Origin of the sequence: Pseudomonas typographi, assembly GCF_014694385.1 — a bacterium.
GTDB lineage: Bacteria > Pseudomonadota > Gammaproteobacteria > Pseudomonadales > Pseudomonadaceae > Aquipseudomonas > Aquipseudomonas typographi.
This window is the reverse complement of record NZ_JAAOCA010000024.1, coordinates 35,801-55,231: the sequence shown is the minus strand read 5'-3', so window position 1 is coordinate 55,231 and position 19,431 is coordinate 35,801. Positions and strand designations below refer to the sequence as shown.

Annotated in this window: 17 protein-coding genes and 1 pseudogene; 11 read left to right on the top strand and 7 right to left on the bottom strand. The window is 59.1% G+C overall.

What is annotated here, in order from left to right; all coding sequences use genetic code 11:
* Positions 1-47 precede the first annotated feature (47 nt).
* The 9 genes and pseudogenes from HAQ05_RS18610 (at position 48) to HAQ05_RS18570 (ending at position 8,204) form a co-directional block, all read left to right on the top strand.
* The gene (locus HAQ05_RS18610) at positions 48-449 is read left to right on the top strand and encodes a GlcG/HbpS family heme-binding protein (RefSeq protein ID WP_190423238.1); all 402 of its coding nucleotides are present in this window, start codon (positions 48-50) and stop codon (positions 447-449) included.
* Between the two features lie 61 nt (positions 450-510).
* Complete coding sequence (locus HAQ05_RS18605; protein WP_190423236.1) at positions 511-894, top strand: CidA/LrgA family protein; 384 nt, start codon at positions 511-513, stop codon at positions 892-894.
* Positions 881-1,618, top strand: coding sequence for an LrgB family protein (locus HAQ05_RS18600; RefSeq protein ID WP_190423234.1), 738 nt, complete (start codon positions 881-883; stop codon positions 1,616-1,618). The genes HAQ05_RS18605 and HAQ05_RS18600 overlap by 14 nt, the downstream gene beginning before the upstream one ends.
* A gap of 124 nt (positions 1,619-1,742) precedes the next feature.
* Positions 1,743-2,528, top strand: a complete 786-nt coding sequence (locus HAQ05_RS18595) for an AraC family transcriptional regulator (protein WP_190423232.1) — start codon at positions 1,743-1,745, stop codon at positions 2,526-2,528.
* 122 nt (positions 2,529-2,650) lie between these two features.
* Positions 2,651-3,124, top strand: coding sequence for a RidA family protein (locus tag HAQ05_RS18590; protein ID WP_190423230.1), 474 nt, complete (start codon positions 2,651-2,653; stop codon positions 3,122-3,124).
* The gene (locus HAQ05_RS18585; protein WP_190423228.1) at positions 3,117-4,499 is read left to right on the top strand and encodes an adenylosuccinate synthetase; all 1,383 of its coding nucleotides are present in this window, start codon (positions 3,117-3,119) and stop codon (positions 4,497-4,499) included. The genes HAQ05_RS18590 and HAQ05_RS18585 overlap by 8 nt, the downstream gene beginning before the upstream one ends.
* Positions 4,499-5,113, top strand: a complete 615-nt coding sequence (locus HAQ05_RS18580) for a pyridoxamine 5'-phosphate oxidase family protein (RefSeq protein WP_202988098.1) — start codon at positions 4,499-4,501, stop codon at positions 5,111-5,113. The genes HAQ05_RS18585 and HAQ05_RS18580 overlap by 1 nt, the downstream gene beginning before the upstream one ends.
* 206 nt (positions 5,114-5,319) lie before the next feature.
* Positions 5,320-6,658, top strand: a pseudogene (locus HAQ05_RS18575) (MFS transporter).
* 802 nt (positions 6,659-7,460) lie between these two features.
* A complete protein-coding gene (locus HAQ05_RS18570) occupies positions 7,461-8,204 on the top strand; it encodes an RHS repeat-associated core domain-containing protein (RefSeq protein WP_190423327.1) in 744 nt (247 codons plus the stop codon).
* A gap of 86 nt (positions 8,205-8,290) precedes the next feature.
* On the opposite strand, the gene HAQ05_RS18565 is transcribed toward HAQ05_RS18570, so the two are convergent.
* Together HAQ05_RS18565 and HAQ05_RS18560 are read right to left on the bottom strand one after the other, a co-directional pair.
* Positions 8,291-9,643, bottom strand: a complete 1,353-nt coding sequence (locus HAQ05_RS18565; protein WP_190423326.1) for a GntP family permease — start codon at positions 9,641-9,643, stop codon at positions 8,291-8,293.
* A 22-nt stretch (positions 9,644-9,665) separates the two neighbouring features.
* Complete coding sequence (locus HAQ05_RS18560; RefSeq protein ID WP_190423225.1) at positions 9,666-10,241, bottom strand: gluconokinase; 576 nt, start codon at positions 10,239-10,241, stop codon at positions 9,666-9,668.
* 222 nt (positions 10,242-10,463) lie between these two features.
* Between HAQ05_RS18560 and gntR the strand changes: the two genes are divergently transcribed.
* On the top strand, positions 10,464-11,480 hold the full coding sequence (gene gntR / locus HAQ05_RS18555) for an HTH-type transcriptional regulator GntR (protein WP_190423223.1): 1,017 nt from the start codon (positions 10,464-10,466) through the stop codon (positions 11,478-11,480).
* A gap of 4 nt (positions 11,481-11,484) precedes the next feature.
* On the opposite strand, the gene HAQ05_RS18550 is transcribed toward gntR, so the two are convergent.
* The 5 genes from HAQ05_RS18550 to HAQ05_RS18530 all read right to left on the bottom strand — a co-directional run bounded on the left by HAQ05_RS18550 (position 11,485) and on the right by HAQ05_RS18530 (position 16,647).
* Positions 11,485-12,465, bottom strand: a complete 981-nt coding sequence (locus HAQ05_RS18550; protein WP_190423221.1) for an NAD(P)-dependent oxidoreductase — start codon at positions 12,463-12,465, stop codon at positions 11,485-11,487.
* 5 nt (positions 12,466-12,470) lie between these two features.
* Positions 12,471-13,763 carry an MFS transporter gene (locus tag HAQ05_RS18545; protein ID WP_190423219.1) on the bottom strand — a complete coding sequence of 431 codons (1,293 nt, stop codon included), beginning with the start codon at positions 13,761-13,763 and terminating at the stop codon, positions 12,471-12,473.
* Between the two features lie 54 nt (positions 13,764-13,817).
* Positions 13,818-14,768, bottom strand: a complete 951-nt coding sequence (locus HAQ05_RS18540; protein ID WP_190423217.1) for a sugar kinase — start codon at positions 14,766-14,768, stop codon at positions 13,818-13,820.
* The gene (locus tag HAQ05_RS18535; protein ID WP_190423215.1) at positions 14,765-15,556 is read right to left on the bottom strand and encodes a sugar phosphate isomerase/epimerase family protein; all 792 of its coding nucleotides are present in this window, start codon (positions 15,554-15,556) and stop codon (positions 14,765-14,767) included. The genes HAQ05_RS18540 and HAQ05_RS18535 overlap by 4 nt, the downstream gene beginning before the upstream one ends.
* 74 nt (positions 15,557-15,630) lie before the next feature.
* Positions 15,631-16,647, bottom strand: a complete 1,017-nt coding sequence (locus tag HAQ05_RS18530; RefSeq protein ID WP_190423213.1) for a LacI family DNA-binding transcriptional regulator — start codon at positions 16,645-16,647, stop codon at positions 15,631-15,633.
* Between the two features lie 206 nt (positions 16,648-16,853).
* On the opposite strand from HAQ05_RS18530, the gene HAQ05_RS18525 reads away from it, so the two are divergent.
* Complete coding sequence (locus tag HAQ05_RS18525; RefSeq protein WP_190423211.1) at positions 16,854-19,388, top strand: M10 family metallopeptidase C-terminal domain-containing protein; 2,535 nt, start codon at positions 16,854-16,856, stop codon at positions 19,386-19,388.
* Positions 19,389-19,431 lie beyond the last annotated feature (43 nt).

Genomic DNA, 19,431 nt, shown 5'->3' with positions numbered 1-19,431 from the left:
GCGCACTACATTCGTTGTGGTTGTTTTAGCGCTGACTGGAGCTTGAAATGAAATCAAAACCAACGTTAGAACTCAAGGATGTAGAAGCTATCATGCGTGCCTCAGTTGCTGAGGCGACAAAGAATAGTTTTCCGGTAACGATAGCGATATGTGATGACGGTGGGCATCTGCTTGCGTTATTGCGCCTGGACGGCAGCTCGTCGATCAGCGTAGACATCGCTGTCGGCAAGGCACTCACCGCAGCGCTGGGGCGGCGCGAATCTCGACTCTACGAAGAGATGGTGAATGAGGGCAGAACGGCATTCACGACGGCACGGTCAGTCACTGCCCTGGAGGGAGGGGTTCCCGTCGTTGTCAGTGGGCACGTCGTTGGGGCAGTAGGGGTTTCAGGTGCGAAATCTCATGAGGATGCTCAAGTCGCAAAAGCGGGAGCGCTTGCTATCTCGTAACGGAGATCATTGCAAGGATCTGTAAGCGTGAATTGGAAATGTATTGAGATAAATTGCCGATATGATTTTTAGCCTCGCAACCCTGCTGATCTTGCAATGTGTCGGAGAGGGGGTGACTCGTGCCTTTAATTTACCGATTCCTGGACCCATCATGGGAATGATGCTGTTGCTGTTGATTTCGCTGTTTCGGCCTGCCCTGGCAGACCCGGTTGAACTAACAGCTACAGCGCTTCTACGTAATATGTCGATATTTTTTGTTCCTGCCGGGGTGGGCATCGTCGAGTCCTTCGATAAGTTACAGGGTGGGCTGGTAGCAATTTTCGCTGCTATTTCGCTTAGCACGGCTTTGGCTATCGGGGTGACCGCGCTAGTGGCACGTGCATTGCTCAGGTTTCAGAATAAAAGAAAACGCGTAAAGGGGGCGGCCGGCAATGGTTCTTTTTGAGCATTGGGAGGCATGGGGCTATCTCAAGAATACATCGGCACTCGGGTTAGCGCTTACGCTGGTCGCGTATCTTATCGCGCAGCAGATCCATACAAGGCTGAGGCGTAATCCGTTGGCCAACCCTGTATTGATTTCCGTGGCACTTTTGCTGTGTTTCTTGGAAGCTACACAGATAAGCTATACGGCGTATTTGCAAAGCGTTCAATCAATCAGTATTTTACTTGGAATGGTGACTGTTGCACTCGCGTTGCCAGTTTATCGACAATTGTCCAGGCTGGGCCACCTCACTGTGCCATTGCTAGGTGGATTAGTGGCTGGCTCTTTAACAGCACTCTTCTCGGTCACAATGATAGCAAAGCTGCTTGGCGCTTCGCCTTTGATGGTGCTGTCATTGGTGCCCAAATCCGCGACCGCCCCCATCGCTATGGAAGTATCGGCGAAAATCGGCGGCCTGCCCACGCTCACCGCGATCTTCACGATATCCGCCGGAATTCTTGGCGCTGTATGCTCGAGCACGGTATTTAGGCTGCTGAAGATAAAAGAACCCGAAATACAGGGCTTCTCGCTTGGAATAGCGTCCCATGGAATCGGTGCAGCGAGAGCGTTTCAGCTGAGCGAGGAAGCCGGCGCATTCGCGGGAATGGGTATGAGCCTGAACGGCATTTTTACCGCTTTTGTAGTCCCAATCCTGCTCCCGTATGCCTCCGCCTGGCTCCTATACTGAACCCAGCGCATAAGGTTCCGGGCACATAAACCGCTGCTTTCGCTGCGCTGCTTCGTCATCCGGTCGCAGGCGCAACAAGATATGAGTGACCGCGCGTAGGCGGTAACTGTACTGAGGAGGCACAATGTTCGGCAAAAGCGAAGATCGTGAGGACTACCAGCGAATCGATAGGCCCGTTGGTGGCATGGCGCGGGATTTGCCGGATCATTTTTTCATCGACACGCATTGCCATCGGCGGGGCCAGCTTATTTACGCTTATGCGGGTTCGATCAGGGTGACCACAAGTACGGGTTCCTGGGTCGTGCCTCCGCAACGGGCAGTCTGGGTGGCCGCTGGGGTATTGCACAGTATGCTCGCATTGGGCCCGACAGAGTTGCGCACCCTGTACTTCGAACCCGAGCGCTGCCCCCTCTCGTCTACCGAGTGTTGCGTCATATCCGTGACTCCGCTTCTGCGCGAGCTGATACTCGCAGTGGTCATGATGCCCGTGGAATACGACAAGCACGGACGCGACGGTAACGTCGTGGAGCTTCTGTATCTCGAGATTAAGCCTATGAGGTCGGTGCCCCTCCATCTGCCGATGCCGACCGAGCCTCGATTGGCGCGTATCTGTCGATGGATTCTGGCAAACCCAGCGGATGAAAGGTCAATATTGTGCTGGAGCCAAATTGTGGGTGCTAGTGAACGAACCATTGTCAGGCTATTCATCGCGAAGACTGGCATGACCTTCACGCGTTGGCGGCAGCAGGCTCGCCTGATGCTGGCAGTCGAATTACTCTCGCGTGATCGGCCAATAACTGAGATAGCGATCACGCTTGGCTATGACAGCCCTAGTGCTTTTAGCGCAATGTTCAGAAAGGCTTTAGGCAGCAGCCCCACCGATTATTTTCGTGATTCGAAACCGAGTTGATGTTCATCATGTGTGGCGTCTTCTCGATAGCGTACGACACCTACACAGCAGCTTGGCAGTAAATCCTTAGGCATAGTGACCTTGCTGGTAACGGTAAGTTAAACCTGAAATGTGGGGGCACTATGACGATTGCAAACCGGATCCGCGAAAGCGGTGTTATTGTTCCAACGCTGGACGTCGTGCCAGGGGCTTTTGCACCTTTTACTGTCCACAACAATATTGTCGTCGTATCTGGGCAATTGCCGGTACGAAACGGCAAATCGGTTTTTACCGGTAAGGTTCCAGACGATGTCTCGCTCGCCGATGCTCAGGCGGCAGCCCGGTTGTGCGTAGCGAATATTCTAGGATGGCTTAACGTAGCCACCCATGGAAACCTCGAGAAAGTATCCCAGGTGCTACGGCTGGGTGGGTTCGTTTCCACTTCACAAGGCTTCTCCGACGCGCCGGCTGTCATTAATGCTGCGTCGCACATGATAAATCAGATTTTCGCGGAAAAGGGTACTCATGCCCGGATCGCTATTGGGGTTGCCAGTCTTCCCTTCAATGCGCCCGTTGAAGTAGAGGCGACTTTCGTGCTGGAACCCGGAGATGAATAAGCCATCTGCAGGATTCGCGGATGTATTAGTGGGCCTGCAATATGGGGATGAGGGTAAAGCCAAAATTGTCGATTTGCTGGCACATGACTACGACATTATAGCCCGTTTTAATGGAGGCGCTAACGCCGGCCATACCGTGATCACACCTCATGGAGAAGCCAAGCTGAAGCAGATTCCATCGGCAGTGTTCCATGCAAACAAAGTGCTATACATCGGGTCTGGCTGTGTCGTTAATATGGTAAAACTGGCGGCCGAGATCAAAACCCTGGCTGACTTGGGTATTTCCTTGAAGCAAAGACTTTTTATCAGCCACCGTTGCTCTGTCGTACAGCCGCACCATATTGCGCTGGATCTGGAATATGGCTCGGTAATAGGTACCACTGGAAACGGAATCGGGCCTTGCTACGCTGATCACTCGATTCGAATGAAAGGCCACGACCGATCCGGGATACAACTGAAGGACTTGTGCAGCGACCCGAGCACTGCTTTCACGATTGTCCAGAAAAATTTGTCCAAGGAAATCCAGCCGCCGCTCTCTGCCTCCCAAATTTCTAGCGCATTGGCTGAAATCGAAGCGGCATGGGAGCTTGTAGCAGAATATGTCGTGGAAGATGACCTGTTTCTGACTAAAAGAGTCTCGTCCGGTGCGCGCGTTTTATTCGAGGGGGCACAATCTGTTCTATTGGACACTACGTTTGGTGAACAACCCTATGTGACCTCCAGTCGCACGGGTCCTTCCTATGCGTACACAGGGGGCGACCTATCGTGCAGGTTTCACAGAAAATCCATAGGCATAGTCAAAGCGATAATGTCACGGGTAGGCGCAGGATCATTCCCGTCCGAATTCGGCGGCTCGGCGTCCGCTGAGTATTGCAATACTGCCGCGTCGCGATGGATCGGCCGCGAAGAAGAATCCCGGCTGGACTACCTGGCGCTGCTGCGCAGCGCCTCGCCGCTGGATATCGGTAAAGGCATCAGAATTCAGGCCGGTGAGTACGGCACTGGCAGCGGGCGGCCGCGCAGAATTGGCGCACTTGATTTGGTCAACCTGAAGGAGACGGTAGCGTTCCATGGAATTGATGAAGTTTTTATCAATCGGTGCGACAGTCTCTCTTTATTCAAATTGACCCGCAATGGGAAGATACCCACCGTTGTCGAGTATGGGAAAAGCCATCCTGATGTAGAGGTAAAAACAATGGAGTTCGAAGGTTTTGACTTGGCCGAGCTTGATACTGCCCAGGGAAAGGCAATTCCGCCGCAGCTTGAACAACTGATCGACTTCATAGAGCGCTACGTTGACTGTGACGTCGTTGGAGTGGGCGTCGGGCCCAAGCGGAGCGATAACATTTCACGAACCGCAAAAGGTCGAAAATAATGCCTCCTCCTTACTTTCGGTCGGAAATGCGGCGTAAAGATCTGGCCTGGAACGACTGGCCCTCTATAGTGGCCTTCCTTAAGGATGAGCTCATCTGCAGGGTCGCCGTACATGATCTTCCATATCCTTACATAGTTGCGCAAAGCTACACCTTCAGGGATGACTCGTTTCTGATTCATTGTTCCCGCTTTGGTAGATTTGCACAAAAGTTGGCTGAGAATAACTGTATCACCATCGAGGTAGACAGGCCCGTCGCGCTGCTCAAGGCGCCCAAGGGCCAAAATACCAGTCTTGAATACTACAGTGTGATAGCGAGATGTGTAGCAGACTTACAGTTTGCGACCGGCGATGTGATTACTCACCAGAATCAAGCGTTGGAAAAATTCCGCCCGGAAAAAGGATACATTCCAATCGAGAATGGCGCGGCCGACCAGATTGTGGCCATCCGTTGCGAAATCAAGGAGTTGAGCGCAAAGAAGAGAATACTTGCGGATGGCCAATATTCTCCACCGGGGCAACCTCAAGCGCCATACGTCAGGTTCACGTTTCCCCAAGGTGCGTGTATCAGCGGTCTTTCCGAGGATGCCTTTAAGAAAGGACGATTCAACAACTAGTTTCACTGTTTTGCAGGCCAGAAGGCTGTAACTCCGCCCATCTCCGGGTGGGTACTGAGAGACCCATAACTATTCAGCATTCAGGAATTGAAGTGTTTCTGCCGCCCTAAAATAAAATATTTAGTTGTTTTGCTTATCTCTGCCGATTTTTACCAATATAAATTGGCGCTTCTGCCAATAATTTCGAATAATCGTTGGAGGGAAGCATGACTCGATTGTCCGTCGGCATAATACCGTTATCAGCAGACCGATTAGAGCGGTTACCTATTTGCGGATTTCATCGCTGGCTCTTTGCAATAATTGCACTGGCGTTTTTCTTCGATAATATCGACCTTGCCACCATGGGGTTTTTGCTAGGTTCTATAAAGACGGAGTTTGGACTGACGTCCGCCCAGGCGGGGCTGCTCGCCAGCGCCAGTTTTGTAGGGATGGCGGCGGGTGCATTGATGTCCGGTGCATTGGCGGATCGTTTCGGGAGGAAATGGGTCTTTCAAACAAGCATGATTATCTGGGGGGCGGCCAGCTATCTGTGTTCGATCGCTCCGGATGCGACGTGGTTAGCTATATTCCGTGCGCTCCTCGGTGTCGGGATGGGCATGGAGACACCGCTTGCGCAGACTCTTTTGTCCGAGTTTGTTCCGGCGAAAAGCAGAGGTAAGTACCTTGCCTTGATGGAAGGGAATTGGCCTATTGCTTTTATCTGTGCGGGGGTACTGTCGCACTGTGTATTGTGGAACTATGATTGGCGGACTGTTTTTTTTCTCGAAGCCATTCCGGCATTCTTCGTTCTTTGCATTCGGTGGGTCGTGCCAGAGTCTCCTCGCTGGCTGGACGCTCGGGGGCGTCATGCAGAGGCAGCAGCGATCATGGATCGTATAGAAAAAATTATCATGCGCAGGCTGAAAGTCAGTGTACTTCCCACCGTTGCGACTACAGCGAGCCCAGCAGCTCAAGCTGCAAAAGGTCATGGGGGCTTACGCGCGCTTATTTCACCCGCCTATCGCAAGCGGACGGTGATGATCGGTGGGTTGTGGTTCTTTGCTTTGCTGGGCTTTTATGGTTTGAATACCTGGCTCGGCGCATTGTTGCAACAGTATTTCCTTGGGCGGCATACCGGGTTTTCTCAGCGCAGCCTGGGCGATCGAGCGTTGGGGCAGGAAAGTTACATGCCTGGTGACATTAGTTGGGGCAACAGTAGGTGTTTACGTTTTCGGGCAGACCTTGAGTATGTCGCTAGGGGGAAATATCAGCTTAGCCGCAGGGGCAATGATGCAGTTCTTCGTTTTCGGAATATGGTGCATTCTGTATGCCTACACCCCTGAACTGTATCCCTCGAGAGCCAGGGCATCCGCATGTGGATTCGCCTCATTTTGCGGTCGTATCGGCGCGCTGCTGGGGCCGACCATAATTGGCATTATCATTCCAATGTCCAATAGCATGGGGCCGTTTATATTCGGCGCTGTCTGTTTCACCCTGGCGGCGTTCGTGGTGTTCCTGTATGGCGTCGAGACGAAGAGCTCGTCACTCGAGGAAATATCCACCTAAGGTGTTAGCGCATGGGGCGGCTTACAGGTTTAACCACAACAATCAGCAACCGCTCCATGCTGACCTTCCATTGCGCCACATCGAGCGTCGCAAACGGCCTGCCCTGGCGGTCGCTACGCGGTTCAAGGACAGGGCCGGACACACCGCCCACATCGATGAGTTGTATGAGTGCTTGGCACAAACGGTCGCCCGCAAGACCACATTCGCCTGACTGATTGCCATCAACCCGTGTGCTCGCGCAGCGTTGGGGTGTCGCTCGCGGTACGCTAGAGTTCGAGCGTTTGCAGCTCGGAGGCTACGTCATCCGCTAGGTCGGTTCCGGCAGCCGTGTCCAGCACAGTCATTGCTGCCCCTTACCTGAAGGCCCGCGCCGATGGTTGTGCGATCCCGCCAGGCCCATCAGGCGGAGCCGAAGAGCCGGCTGTGCGACGCCGCGCGGAGCAGATCACCACCGACATCCGCCATGGCCTCAATATGATTGCTCGCTGTGTACTGAGGCCCGGCGACCACGCGCGTGTCAAAGATCCAGCATACGCTGCGGTTCACCGCATCTTCAAAGCGTCAGGTGCGCGGCTAATGCATGCGCCTATTGATGATGAATGGCCCGATCTGGACAGCTTGTAGGGTGGCCGTGGGGGGCTCAACGACTGCTTCTGGCCGTAAACCGGCGGTATGGCGCGAACAACTCGCCCCGGCGTGTGGTTTAGTCAGCGCCGATAAAACCCCAACCACCTGGCAAATCTGCCAGTAACGCTTTCAATTGAACCCTACTGAAATAGGCCGTCAAAACGGAGGGTGCCTTATGTATAGGCTGGTTTGCGCTGACCGCTCTAACACGCCATTGGGTTCGATCTCGCCCAGTTTCTCAGCCTTGTCCGTTGCGCCTTATGGCTATTACGGTGAAGGTAATGCTGGCGGCCCAGCCTGCGTGTTCAACGGGCAACTGCTGGAGAGCTCAATCAATGGATACCTACCGGGTAACGGATATCGGCTTTACACACCGGCGCTGATGCGCTTTGCAAGGCCTGATCATTGGGCACCTTTCTCGCGGGGCGGTATCAATGCGTATGCCTATTGTGCTGCCGAGCCGATCAATGCCTCGGACCCATCAGGCCGCTTTTGGATCTTGACGCCTGGGCGGTTGTTTCGCTTCAAACTAGCACCCAAAATCAAGGGCAGTGTTGAAGCCAACGCGTTCGAGCAAGTCTACGCTTCTTTCGAAAACGTGAACTGGCGGCAACAGCTGGTCACCCGAAAGACCCGCTCGGCAAAGGCGCTGGACAATTACATTAAATTGGACGCGCAGAAACAGGAACTGCTCACTGAAGTAGGGGTGTTCGGCGCCAATCGCCAGCGTATGTTCGAACAGCAAAGCTTCGAATGGCGGCAGGTTGAAGCGCGTAGAGAGTCTGCCAGCGCATTGCGCAAAAAGAGGCTGAAGCAACGCGCTGCGCCTAGGGGCTTGCCGACCCTGGAGGACGCAAACGAACGGTGGCAACGCCGGCGGCTATTCATGCATTTACCTGGCGCGGATAGCTTCGATTAGTGCCAGCGTGGGTAGGCTGGCGGTTCAATCATTCGCCAATGGCGCAACTCACACAGGGCCGTTCGGCCCCGTGCTGTGCTGTTCGATCACACGACGTAACTGAGCGCCATGATCAAAATGATCCCTACCACTGACAGGATGGTTTCCATCATCGACCAGGTCTTGAACGTTTCGGCCACGGTCATGTTGAAGTACTGCTTCACCAGCCAGAAGCCTGCGTCGTTGACGTGAGAGAGAATAACCGAGCCAGCACCGGTGGCCAGCACCAGCAATTCTCGGTTCACGTCTGGTACCAAGGTGACCACCGGGGCGACGATGCCGGCGCCGGTGATGGTCGCCACAGTGGCTGACCCAGTGGCGACCCGAATCACCGCGGCCACCAGCCAGGCCAGCAGGATGGGCGAAATCTGCGCCTGCACCGCCAGATGGCCGATTACATCACCCACGCCACTGTCGACCAGCATTTGCTTGAAGCCGCCGCCAGCACCGACGATGATCACGATGGCGGCGGTGGGCGCCAGGCTTTGGTCGAGCAGCTTGGCCACCTGCTTGCGGTCGAAGCCGCGCGCGGCGCCGAAGGTGTACAGCGCCAACAGCAACGCCGCGAGCAGGGCGGTGATCGGGTGGCCGATCAAGTCCATCCAGGTACGCACTACATGGTCGGCGGGCAAGGCGACGTCCGCGGCGGTTTTGAGCAGCATCAAGAACACCGGCAGCAGCACGGTGACCAAGGTGACGCCGAAACTGGGCAGGTTGGTGCCGTCGGCTTCCTTGGCGATCTGGTCCATCAGCTCCTTGTTGGGGTTGCCGGGTACGTACTTGGCGATGATGTTACCGAAAATTGGCCCGGCGATGATGGCGGTGGGCAGCCCCACCAGCAAGCCATAGAAGATGGTTTTGCCGATGTCAGCGCCAAATACGCCAATGGCCAGCAGTGGCCCCGGGTGCGGCGGCACCAAACCGTGCACCACGGAAAGGCCGGCCAACAACGGAATGCCAATTTTCACCAGTGGTAAGCCGGTACGCCGGGCCACCACGAACACCAACGGGATCAGCAAAATGAAGCCAATCTCGAAAAACAGCGGGATGCCCACCAAAAAGGCGGAAACCATCATCGCCCAATGCACCTTCTGCACGCCGAACCAGCGCACCAAGGTTTGCGCGATTTGGTCGGCACCGCCGGAGTCGGCCATCAACTTGCCGAGCATGGTCCCCAGCGCCAGCACGATGCCGACGAAGCCCAGCACGCCGCCGAAGCCGTTCTGATAAGACTGCATTACCTTGGCCACCGGCATACCGGAGGTCAGCCCGAGAAAGCCTGAAGCCAAGGTCAGAGCCACAAAGGGGTGAAGCTTCAACTGGGTGATCAGCAGGATCAACCCGATGATGGTCACGGCTGCATCGAGCAGCAAAAAGGTGTTGTTCGATAGCCCTAACATGGATGCCAACATCACATGTGCCTCATTTTGTGGTTATAGGTAGCGGGGTAGTGCGGTTCGCAGCAGGTTGTTTCAGGTTTTGCGCACCGCATTCACGCAGCCAGTTATCGACCCGTTGCGCCAGCTCCGGCACGGGCGCGGTGGCATCCAGGGGCAGGGTGTTGGGCTCGCCAACGGGCGACTCGAGCGCAGCGAACTGGCTTTGCACCAAACTTGCCGGCATGTAATGGCCAGGGCGGTGGGAGACTCGGTAGGCCGACTCTTCCGGCGACAGTTCGAGGAACACGAAGCCTAGCTCGGGCACGGCGGCGCGCAGGGTATCGCGGTAACGGCGCTTGAGTGCCGAGCAGGTCAACACCGGGCGTTCGCCGCGGGCCACCACGGCCGCCAATTCATCGCCCAAGCGGGCCAGCCAGCCGGCGCGGTCATCGTCGGTCAGGGCAATGCCCGCACGCATTTTTTCGATGTTGGCAGGGGGGTGAAAGGCATCGCCTTCGATCAAGCGGCCGCCGCTTCGTTCGACAATGGCCGCGCCCACGGTGCTTTTACCGCAACCGGTGACACCCATGACGACCAGCGCGCAAAGGGGGGAAAGCATCGACTACCTCCAGCGGGGTAGCGCTGTCTCGGGGCCATGAAACGGCCTCTGTGCTGGCGCCACACCCTTGCTTTTGTTTATTTTGTCCAAGCGGTTCGCAGCCTTCGACCGCAGGGCAATGGGAAAATTCGTAAATGCCCCGCGTTGAGACAGCGCTACCTTAGCCAATTCAGAGCAATTGGCAAGTACAATTTAGCCCTCACTCCTGGTGCCAGTTCTGCCATGCCCCGAATAGGAACCCGTACTACCGGCCGCCCCACGCTCAATGAAGTGGCGGGGCTTGCTGGTGTATCGCCGATCACCGCATCACGTGCGTTGCGCGGGGTCGCCAGTGTCGACCCGGCGCTGGCCGAACGGGTACGCCACGCCGCCCTGCAGCTAGGCTACGTGGCCAACCCGGCGGCCAGGGCCTTGGCCTCGGCGCGCAGTTCGTCGATCGTGGTGCTGATCCCGTCGCTGTCGAACCAGTTGTTCATCGATACCCTGGAAGCCATCCATGGGGTGATGCGCCCACGGGGTATCGAAGTGTTGATCGGCAACTTCCACTACGACCCGGGCGAGGAGGAGAAGCTGATCCGCAATTACCTGGCCTACCAGCCCGAGGGCATATTGCTCACCGGGTTCGAGCGCAGCGAGGCCGCGCGGCGGATGCTCGCCGCCAGTGGTGTACCCTGCGTGCACATGATGGAACTGGCCGACGACCCAGCGTTCAGTTGCGTGGGGTTTTCCCAACAACGGGCCGGCGAGGTTGCCGCACGCCATTTGCTGGACCGCGGGCGCCGGCGCCTGGCCTATGTGGCGGCGCAACTCGACCCGCGGGTAATGTACCGCGCCGAGGGGTTTCGCCACGCGCTGCGCGCAGCCGGGGTGTACGACGCCAGCCTTGAAGTGTTGTGCCCACAGCCGTCGTCCATTGAGTTAGGCGGTGATTTGTTTCGGCGACTGATGGCCGCCCACCCCAGCGTGGATGGTGCATTTTTTTGCAACGATGACCTTGCCCACGGGGCAATCTACGAAGCCCAGCGCCAGGGCATCGCCGTGCCGGGGCGGGTGGCGATGGTCGGCTTCAATGACTTGCCGGCGTCGGCGCATGTGGTGCCGCGCTTGACCTCGATCCGCACCCCGCGCGCGGAAATCGGCCGCTGCGCGGCGCTCAAGTTACTCGATCGGCTCGATGGCAAGGCCGAGCGCGAACCGATGCTCGACCTCGGCTTTGAGTTGGTGGTACGGGAAAGCTGAAGCGCTACCCCCGCCAAGCCTGGGGGTTGACCAAGTCTTTCGGCCGCTCGGCCCGTAGTGCCGCCAGCAGGTTCTCCACTGCACAGGCGGCCATGGCTTCGCGGGTTTCCTGGGTGGCAGAGCCGATGTGCGGGGTGGGTACCACGTTATCCAAGCGCAGCAGGGGTGAGTCCGTGGCCACCGGTTCTTGGCTGAATACATCGAGGCCGGCCCCGCGCAGGCGGCCGTTCTGCAACGCATCGATCAATGCGGCTTCATCCACCACCGGGCCACGGGCGATGTTCACCAAAATGGCGCTGGGCTTCATCAGGCTTAACTCGTGGGCGCCAATCAAGCCTTTGGTTTCGGCGGTCAGCGGCACTGTCAAGCAGACAAAATCGGCGTCGCGAAGCAGGGCATGCAAGGCGCAGTGGCGTGCACCGAAGCGTTCATCCACCGAAGGTTTGGCCCGGTGGCTGTGGTACAGCACCGGCATGCCGAAACCGAAATGGCCGCGCTGGGCCAATGCTTGGCCGATGCGGCCCATGCCCACGATGCCGAGGGTTTTGCCATGCACGTCGGTGCCAAATTGCGCCGGGCCGATGCTGCCATGCCATTGGCCATGGCGCACCAGGCCCGCCAACTCCACCACCCGCCTTGCCGTGGCCATCAACAAGGCAAAGCCGGTGTCGGCGGTGGTTTCGGTCAGCACGTCTGGGGTGTTGGTCAGCAATACGCCATGGCGGTCGAACGCGGCCACGTCGTATTTATCTACGCCCACCGACACGCTGGCTACCACTTGCAACTGTGGCGCCAAGGCCAACAACGGCTCATCGATACGCAGGCTGGCGCCGAGCAAACCGTGAGCGTGGGGCAGGGCATCGCGCAGGCGGGCCAGGCCCTCGGCGCTGGTGGGGTCCGGTATCGAGGTTACGTCGGTTTCGGCCGCCAGCTTCGCCATCAAGGGGGCAGACAACGCCTTGTACAGCACTACGTTTTTTTTCATGGTGGTTATCCTTGGGCGTGGGCGGCGCGCGCGCGACGCTGGGGAACTTCAGCCGGCCGGCTGCGGCGCAGGCACACGATCAGCACGGCCGACACCAGCAAGGCGGCGCTCATCAGCAGGTACGAGGCCCCCGCGTTGCCCGTGGTGCCGTTGAGGTAGCCGACCAGGTAAGCGCCTGCGAACGAACCCAGCGCGCCCATGCTGTTGATCAGCGCCATGGCACCGCCCGCCACGTTGGCCGGGAGGATTTCCGGCACGATGGCGAAGAACGGGCCGTAGGGTGCATACATGCAGGCCCCGGCCAGCACCAGCAGGGCGTATGACCACCAAAAATGGCTGGTGCCCAGCGCGTAGGAGGCATAAAAAGCCAGCGCTGCCAGCAACAGCGGCGGCCATACGAAAGCCTTGCGCGCCTGCAGTTTGTCCGAGCCCCAGGAGCACGCCACCATGCCCACCACGGCGGCAAGGTACGGCAGCGATGACAGCCAACCGGCTTCGACCATGTTCATTTGCTGGCCGTGCTTGAGGATCGACGGCAACCAAATCACGAAGCCATAGACCCCGATGCTCCAGCAAAAGTACTGCACCGAGAGCAGTATCACCTTGGCAGAACGGAAGGCCTCGGCGTAGTTCTTCATTGGCTGGATGCCTTTTTGCTCATCGGCCAAGGCTTGGGCAAGGTCGTGCTTTTGTGCCGGCGACAACCAGCCGGCTTGCGCCGGGCGGTCGTCGGCCAAGCGCCACCATACAAATGCCCAAATAATGGCCGGCAGGCCCTCAAGGATAAACATCCAACGCCAACTGAAGTGATACACCAGGTACCCAGACACCACCGACATCCACAGCATGGTGGCCGGGTTGCCAAGGATCAGCACGGTATTGGCGCGGGAGCGCTCGGCCTTGGTGAACCAATGGCACAAGTACACCAGCATCGCCGGCATCACCACGGCCTCGACCACCCCGAGGAAAAAACGAATGGCGATCAACCCATTGGCGCTGCTGATCACCCCGGTAAGGCTGGCCAGCACGCCCCAGGCGATCAGGCTTGCGAAAATCAGCTTCTTCACGCTCTGGCGCTCGGCATACACCGCGCCGGGCACTTGGAAAAAGAAATAGCCGAGAAAGAACAGAGCACCAAGTAGCGAACTGATACCCGGTGTGATGTGCAGGTCTTCGGCCATGCCCGAGGCGGCGGCAAAACCGTAGTTGGCGCGGTCCAGGTAGGCCAGGCTGTAGGTGATGAACACCACTGGCATCAGAAACCACCAGCGTTTGGTGGCAAGTTTGGCTGTATCCATGGCGTTGACCTCGCAACATTGTGTTTTTGTAGTGCTTGGTTGACGGCGCGCTGCTCAGGCAGTTCGCGCCCATTGGGCAGTTTCCAACGCTGCGCGGTCGGGTAGGCCCTCGCTGTCGCCGGGGCTTTGCACCGCTAAGCTGCCGACCCAATTGCCACGGCGCACGGCCTGTTCAAACCCCTGGCCTTCGAGCAAGGCGCTGATCACGCCTACCGCGAAGCCGTCGCCGGCACCTACCGTATCGACCACCTCCGCCACTGCAAAACCCGGCACCGTGCCCTCGGCCTGGGCAGTGCGAAAATACGCGCCCTGCGCGCCAAGCTTGATGGCCACCGCCTCTACACCTTTGTCCAGGTAAAAGGCGGCGATGTCGGCCGGTTCGTGCTGGCCAGTCAGCAGGCGGCCTTCGGCCAAGCCTGGGAGCACCCAATGGGCCTTGGCGGCTAACGCATTGACGCTGTCGATCATCACCTGTTCGCTGGGCCATAGGCTGGGGCGCAGGTTGGGGTCGAACGACACGCTGCGCCCGCGCTGGCGCATGCTTGCCATCACCTCGGTGGCCAAGCCATGGGCGCTGGCCGAGAGTGCTGGAGGTATGCCGGTGGCGTGCAGGTGGCGCGCCTGCAACAGTGGGGCTGCCAGGTCTGCCACGCTTAAATGGCTGGCCGCGGAACCACGGCGAAAGTATTCCACGGCCGGGTCACGGCCGTCGCTTTCGCGCGACTTAAGCTGGAAACCCGTGGGGTGTGCGTGGTCTACCGTGACGTGGCTGCAGTCCAGCCCCTCGCGGCGCAGGGTGTCGATCACGAAGCGGCCGAACGAATCGTTGCCGACCCGGCTCAGCCAAGCCACCTTGAAGCCCAGCCGTGATAGGCCGATCGCGACATTGCTGTCGGCCCCGGCGATGCGTTTGTGAAAGGTACCGACATCGGCCAGGTCTCCGCTTTCGTTCGCGACGAACATGGCCATGGTTTCACCGAACGACAACACATCGAACGTATTCATGCGCGGGCCCCCTGTACAGCGGCAGCGTGGCTGCCGAGCCTGGCCAGGCGCGCCACTTCCTGGCGCGTTACCGCCAACAGGTCTTCGCCCTGTAGCGGGTACTCGATGGCCAGCACGCGGGCCTGGGGCATGGATTGCAGCAGGCGCGGCCATTGGTCGATCTCATGCAGCCCAGGCGGCACGGCAACCCACTTGCCGGCACTGGAAACCCGCACACCTTTGCAGTGCACGTACAGCACATGCTGGCCCAGTTGCGCGGCGGCGCCGAGCACCGATTGCGCTTGCCACTGCCAGTTGCCGATGTCGAAGGTCATGGCCACCGGCACTTGGCGCACCCGTGCGGCAGTGAAGAATTGAACCAAGGGTTCGATCCGCCCGCCGTGGGCGGTTTGGTCGTTCTCTACCAGCAATTGCAAAGGCTTGCCGGCCAACAGCGCGGCCAAGGCCTTGAGGTCGGCGTTCGGGGTAAAGTGCCCAAGCGACACTTTAAGCCAGCGCGCGCCGCAGGCTTGAGCACGTTCGAGGGTATGCGCCAGCGCCGCGGCCGGTGCATTGCTGCCCACTTGCCACAGTTCAAGCGGCGAGGAGTACACACACAGCAACCCTTGGGTGGCGATGGCCGCGCCCAAAGCAGGCAAATCGGGTGTGGCTGTGAAGAGTTCTTCACGCAGTTCCAGGTACTGCGCGCCGGCGCTGGCCACCAACGCGACGAATGCCTGTTGGCCTTGCTGGCGAACCGCGTCTGCGCCGAAGCTGGACACGCTCACGGAAACGGAATGAAGCGACATTGTTGTTATTCCTTTGAAACCGGTTTCATTGAATGTTAGTACGTTCGTGGGGGCGGGCAGTTCCCCAAGTGTGGCTATGTTCTGTCGGGTGTCGAGCCGCGGATGATCAACTGAGCTTCGAGGCTGAGGTCACGCGGTGGGCATCGCTCACCTTGCAGGCGCTGCAGCAGGCATTGGAAGGCCTGTTCGCCAATCGCCTGGGTCGGTTGTGCCAGGGCGGTGATGCCAGTGCCGACCAACGGGTACCATTGCAGGTCATCTAGGGCCACCAAACCTATGTCGTCGAACAGCCTGACGCCCAATTCACGCAAGGCCAAAGTCGCCGCCAGGGCGGCCAGGCCATTGGCGCAGAATACCGCCCCCGGGCCCATGGCTGCGGCGTGCCAGGCACCCAGGCGGTGGCCGAGGTCGGCACCGGTTTCCATCAGTTGGCCACGTATGTTTGCATGCCCCGCCAGCCACTGCTCGAAGGCCTGAGCGCGTTCACGGCGCGAGCTGGTGCCCAAAATCGGTTCGCTCACCAGTACAAGGTCGCGGTAGCCACGTTCGGCCAGGTGGTCGAGGGCCTGGCCCACGGCATGCGCGTTGGCCAGGCCGACCAGGTCGCTGCCCAGCCCCTCGACCTTGCGGTCTACCAGCACGATCGGCAGTTCGTGCTGCAACTGCCGAAGTTGCTCCACATGCTGGCCCAGGGTGTTCACGATCAACCCCTCGACGTTGTATGAGCGCAGCGCTGCCAGCTGCCGACGCTCTTGCTCTGGGTCGCGGTCGGTGTTGCTCACCACCAGGCTATAGCCATGCTGCCGGCAGGCGGTTTCCACCCCATGCATCACTGCGATCGAGTAAGGGTTACGGATGTCTGCCACCAACATGCCCAGCAGCCGCGTGCGCCCGCGCTTGAGCGCGCGGGCCATTTGGTTGGGCCGGTAGCCCAGGGCGCCGATAGCGTTTTCGATACGTTCGGCGATGGCTTCGGTCAGTAACCCGCGGCCTTCGCCGATAAAGCGCGACACGCTGGCTTTGGACACGCCGGCATGGCGGGCTACGTCCTCCATGGTCACGCGATGGGTGCGGTATACGGGGGTGCTCATGCTGTGCCTGTACCTATTGTGGGCGTTGTATGCCAGGCGGCGACTGAAAACGGTTTCAGCAAACCTCAAAGCCCCATAGCGCGTCAAGCGGATTGTCGGCACGCCATTTCGTCGGATATTGGCCTTTTAACATCAATGAAACACCGAACAGTGCGGTCACAGCATTTTCGCAGCGGACTTAAAAATAAATAAGAGGGGAGCAGCGTATGACTGAAGTGTTCGACGTCAGAAACTATGGCGCCAAGGGGGACGGTGTAACGGACGACACTTTGGCGATCCAGAAGGCGATCAACGCCGCCAGTGCCGCCGGCGGTGGGCAGGTGATCATACCTGAGGGCACGTTCGTCGTTTCCGACAGCGATGGTAACGGCAGTGCGCTGATATTGAAAAACGGCGTTGAACTCAGCGGCAGCGGCGACGCCGGCAGTACCCTGGCCTTAGCCAATGGTGCCACGGGCACCCTGGCGATGTTGGCCGTGACCTCCGCGGCTAGTCACGACGTGGGGGTAAGCAACCTGAACCTGGATGCCAACCGCAGTGGCGGTAGCGCCACTGTCACCGGAGTGCGGCTGCAGGGCAGCGACGTGACCATCGATGGCGTCAACGTACGTAACGCCAGCGGCATCGGGTTTGACGCCAGCAGCGGCGCAGAAGCCTTGGTGATTCGCAACAGCGTGGCACAAAACAATGGTCTGGATGGCTTCAAGCTGGCGGACTTGGTGAACAGTACCGTTCAGGATAACCGGGCACTGGACAACGGCCGTAATGGCATTAACGTGACAGTCGGTAGCGACGCCCTGACCTTGGCCGACAACGACGCCTCCGGCAACGCTGCCAATGGCCTTTACCTGCACAGTGACAGCAGCGCCGGCAATGGCTTCGTCAACGTGATTGGCGGTGACGTTACCGATAACGGCTTGGCCGGCATACGCCTGCGTGGCATTGAGTACGGCGGCGTGAACCGCGTGACCGCGCACGGCAACCAGGACTCGGCCGTTGAGCTGCAAGGCAGCAGCCATGTGAACGTCGCATCCAATACCCTCTATGACAACGCCCAGGGCGGCGCCGCGGCCGAAGTCACGATTCGCGCCTATGATGACCAAGCGGCTGTGCAGAACCTGGTCTATGACAACGTGATCAGCGGCGGTGCGCAGTCCACCTATGGCATCGCCGAAGTGGGCAGCCTGGTGTCCGGCACTTTGGTCTTCGGCAACGTGATCAACTACACCAGCAGCGGCGACCTGCAGGTGAGCAGCCCAGGCAGCCAGGTCAGCAATAACCCAGACGGCCTGATCGTGCAGGGCACCGCGGCCGGCGACAGCATCCAGGGTGAGCGTTGGAATGAACTGCTTATGGGTGGCGCCGGTAATGATACCCTGCACGGCAACGGCGGCGACGACGTGCTGGTGGGCGGTGCGGGCATCGACACCCTCACCGGTGGCACCGGCAGTGATGTGTTCCGGTTCGACCGCATCAGTGACAGTGCCGTGAGCGCCAGCGGTGCGCGCAGCGACCTGATCACCGACTTCGACGTTGCCCACGACACCCTCGACATCGCCAGCCTGGGTTATAGCCAGTTGGGCGACGGCCACGATGGCAGCCTGCTGCTACGCTATGACGCTGGCAGCGACCTCACCTACCTCGAAAGCCTGGATGCGGCCGCCAACGGCAACCGCTTTCAAGTGCGCCTGGCGGGTGACCTCACCAGCACCTTCACCGATGCCAACTTGCAGCCGCTGATCAGCGGTACGTCCCACAACAACAGCCTGGTCGGCACCGACGCCGACGAAACCATCAAGGCCGGTGCCGGCCGTGACACGGTGGATGCCGGTGCCGGCGGCGACCGCCTGATCGGTGGCGCGGGTGGCGATACCCTCACCGGCGGGGCTGGGGCAGACACCTTCGTTTATACGACACGCACTGACAGCGTGCGCAACGACAACAGCGATAGCTACGCCGGGCGCGACCTGATTACCGATTTCAACGGCAATGCCCACGATAAGATCGACGTTTCGGCGTTGGGCTTTACCGGCCTTGGCAACGGCTACGATGGCACGTTGAAAGTGGTACTCAACCAGGCCGGCGACATGACGGCCTTGAAGTCGCTGGAGCCCGACGCCAACGGCAACCGATTCGAGATCTTGCTGGCCGGTGACCACACCAATGAACTCACGGCCACCAGCGTGCTGTTCGCGCCCGCTACCGATGCCCAGCAGGTCACGTCATCGCAGCCGATCACCAGCGTCAATGCGGTCGGCACCGACGCGGCGAATACGCTTTATGGCGATTGGGGTAACGACGTGCTCGACGGCGCCGGCGGTAACGACCAGCTCGGGGGCAATGCCGGCGACGACGTGCTGATCGGCGGTGCGGGTGCCGACACGCTCACGGGCGGTTCAGGCAGTGACCGCTTCGTGTTCCAGGCAGCCACTGACAGCTACGCCGGCAGTAGCGACCTGATCCAGGATTTCACCGTGGGTGTCGACCGCATCGACGTGTCGGCATTGGGCTTCACCGGTCTGGGCGACGGCGATGCCCACAGCTTGAGCCTGGCCTACAACGCCAACACTGACCGCACGTATATTCGGGGCGCTGAGACCGGCGACGACAACCAGCGTTTCCAGCTTACGCTGGCCGGTGATTACAGCCAAACGTTGGCCGGCGGTGATTTCGTATTCGCCGCCGCCGACACTACCGTAGCGGTGATAGGGCAGGGCGTTGCGCACAGCGAACACAGTTGAGGGGCTTTGTTTCAAAACCAATACGGCAGGTTGAACGTTCGGT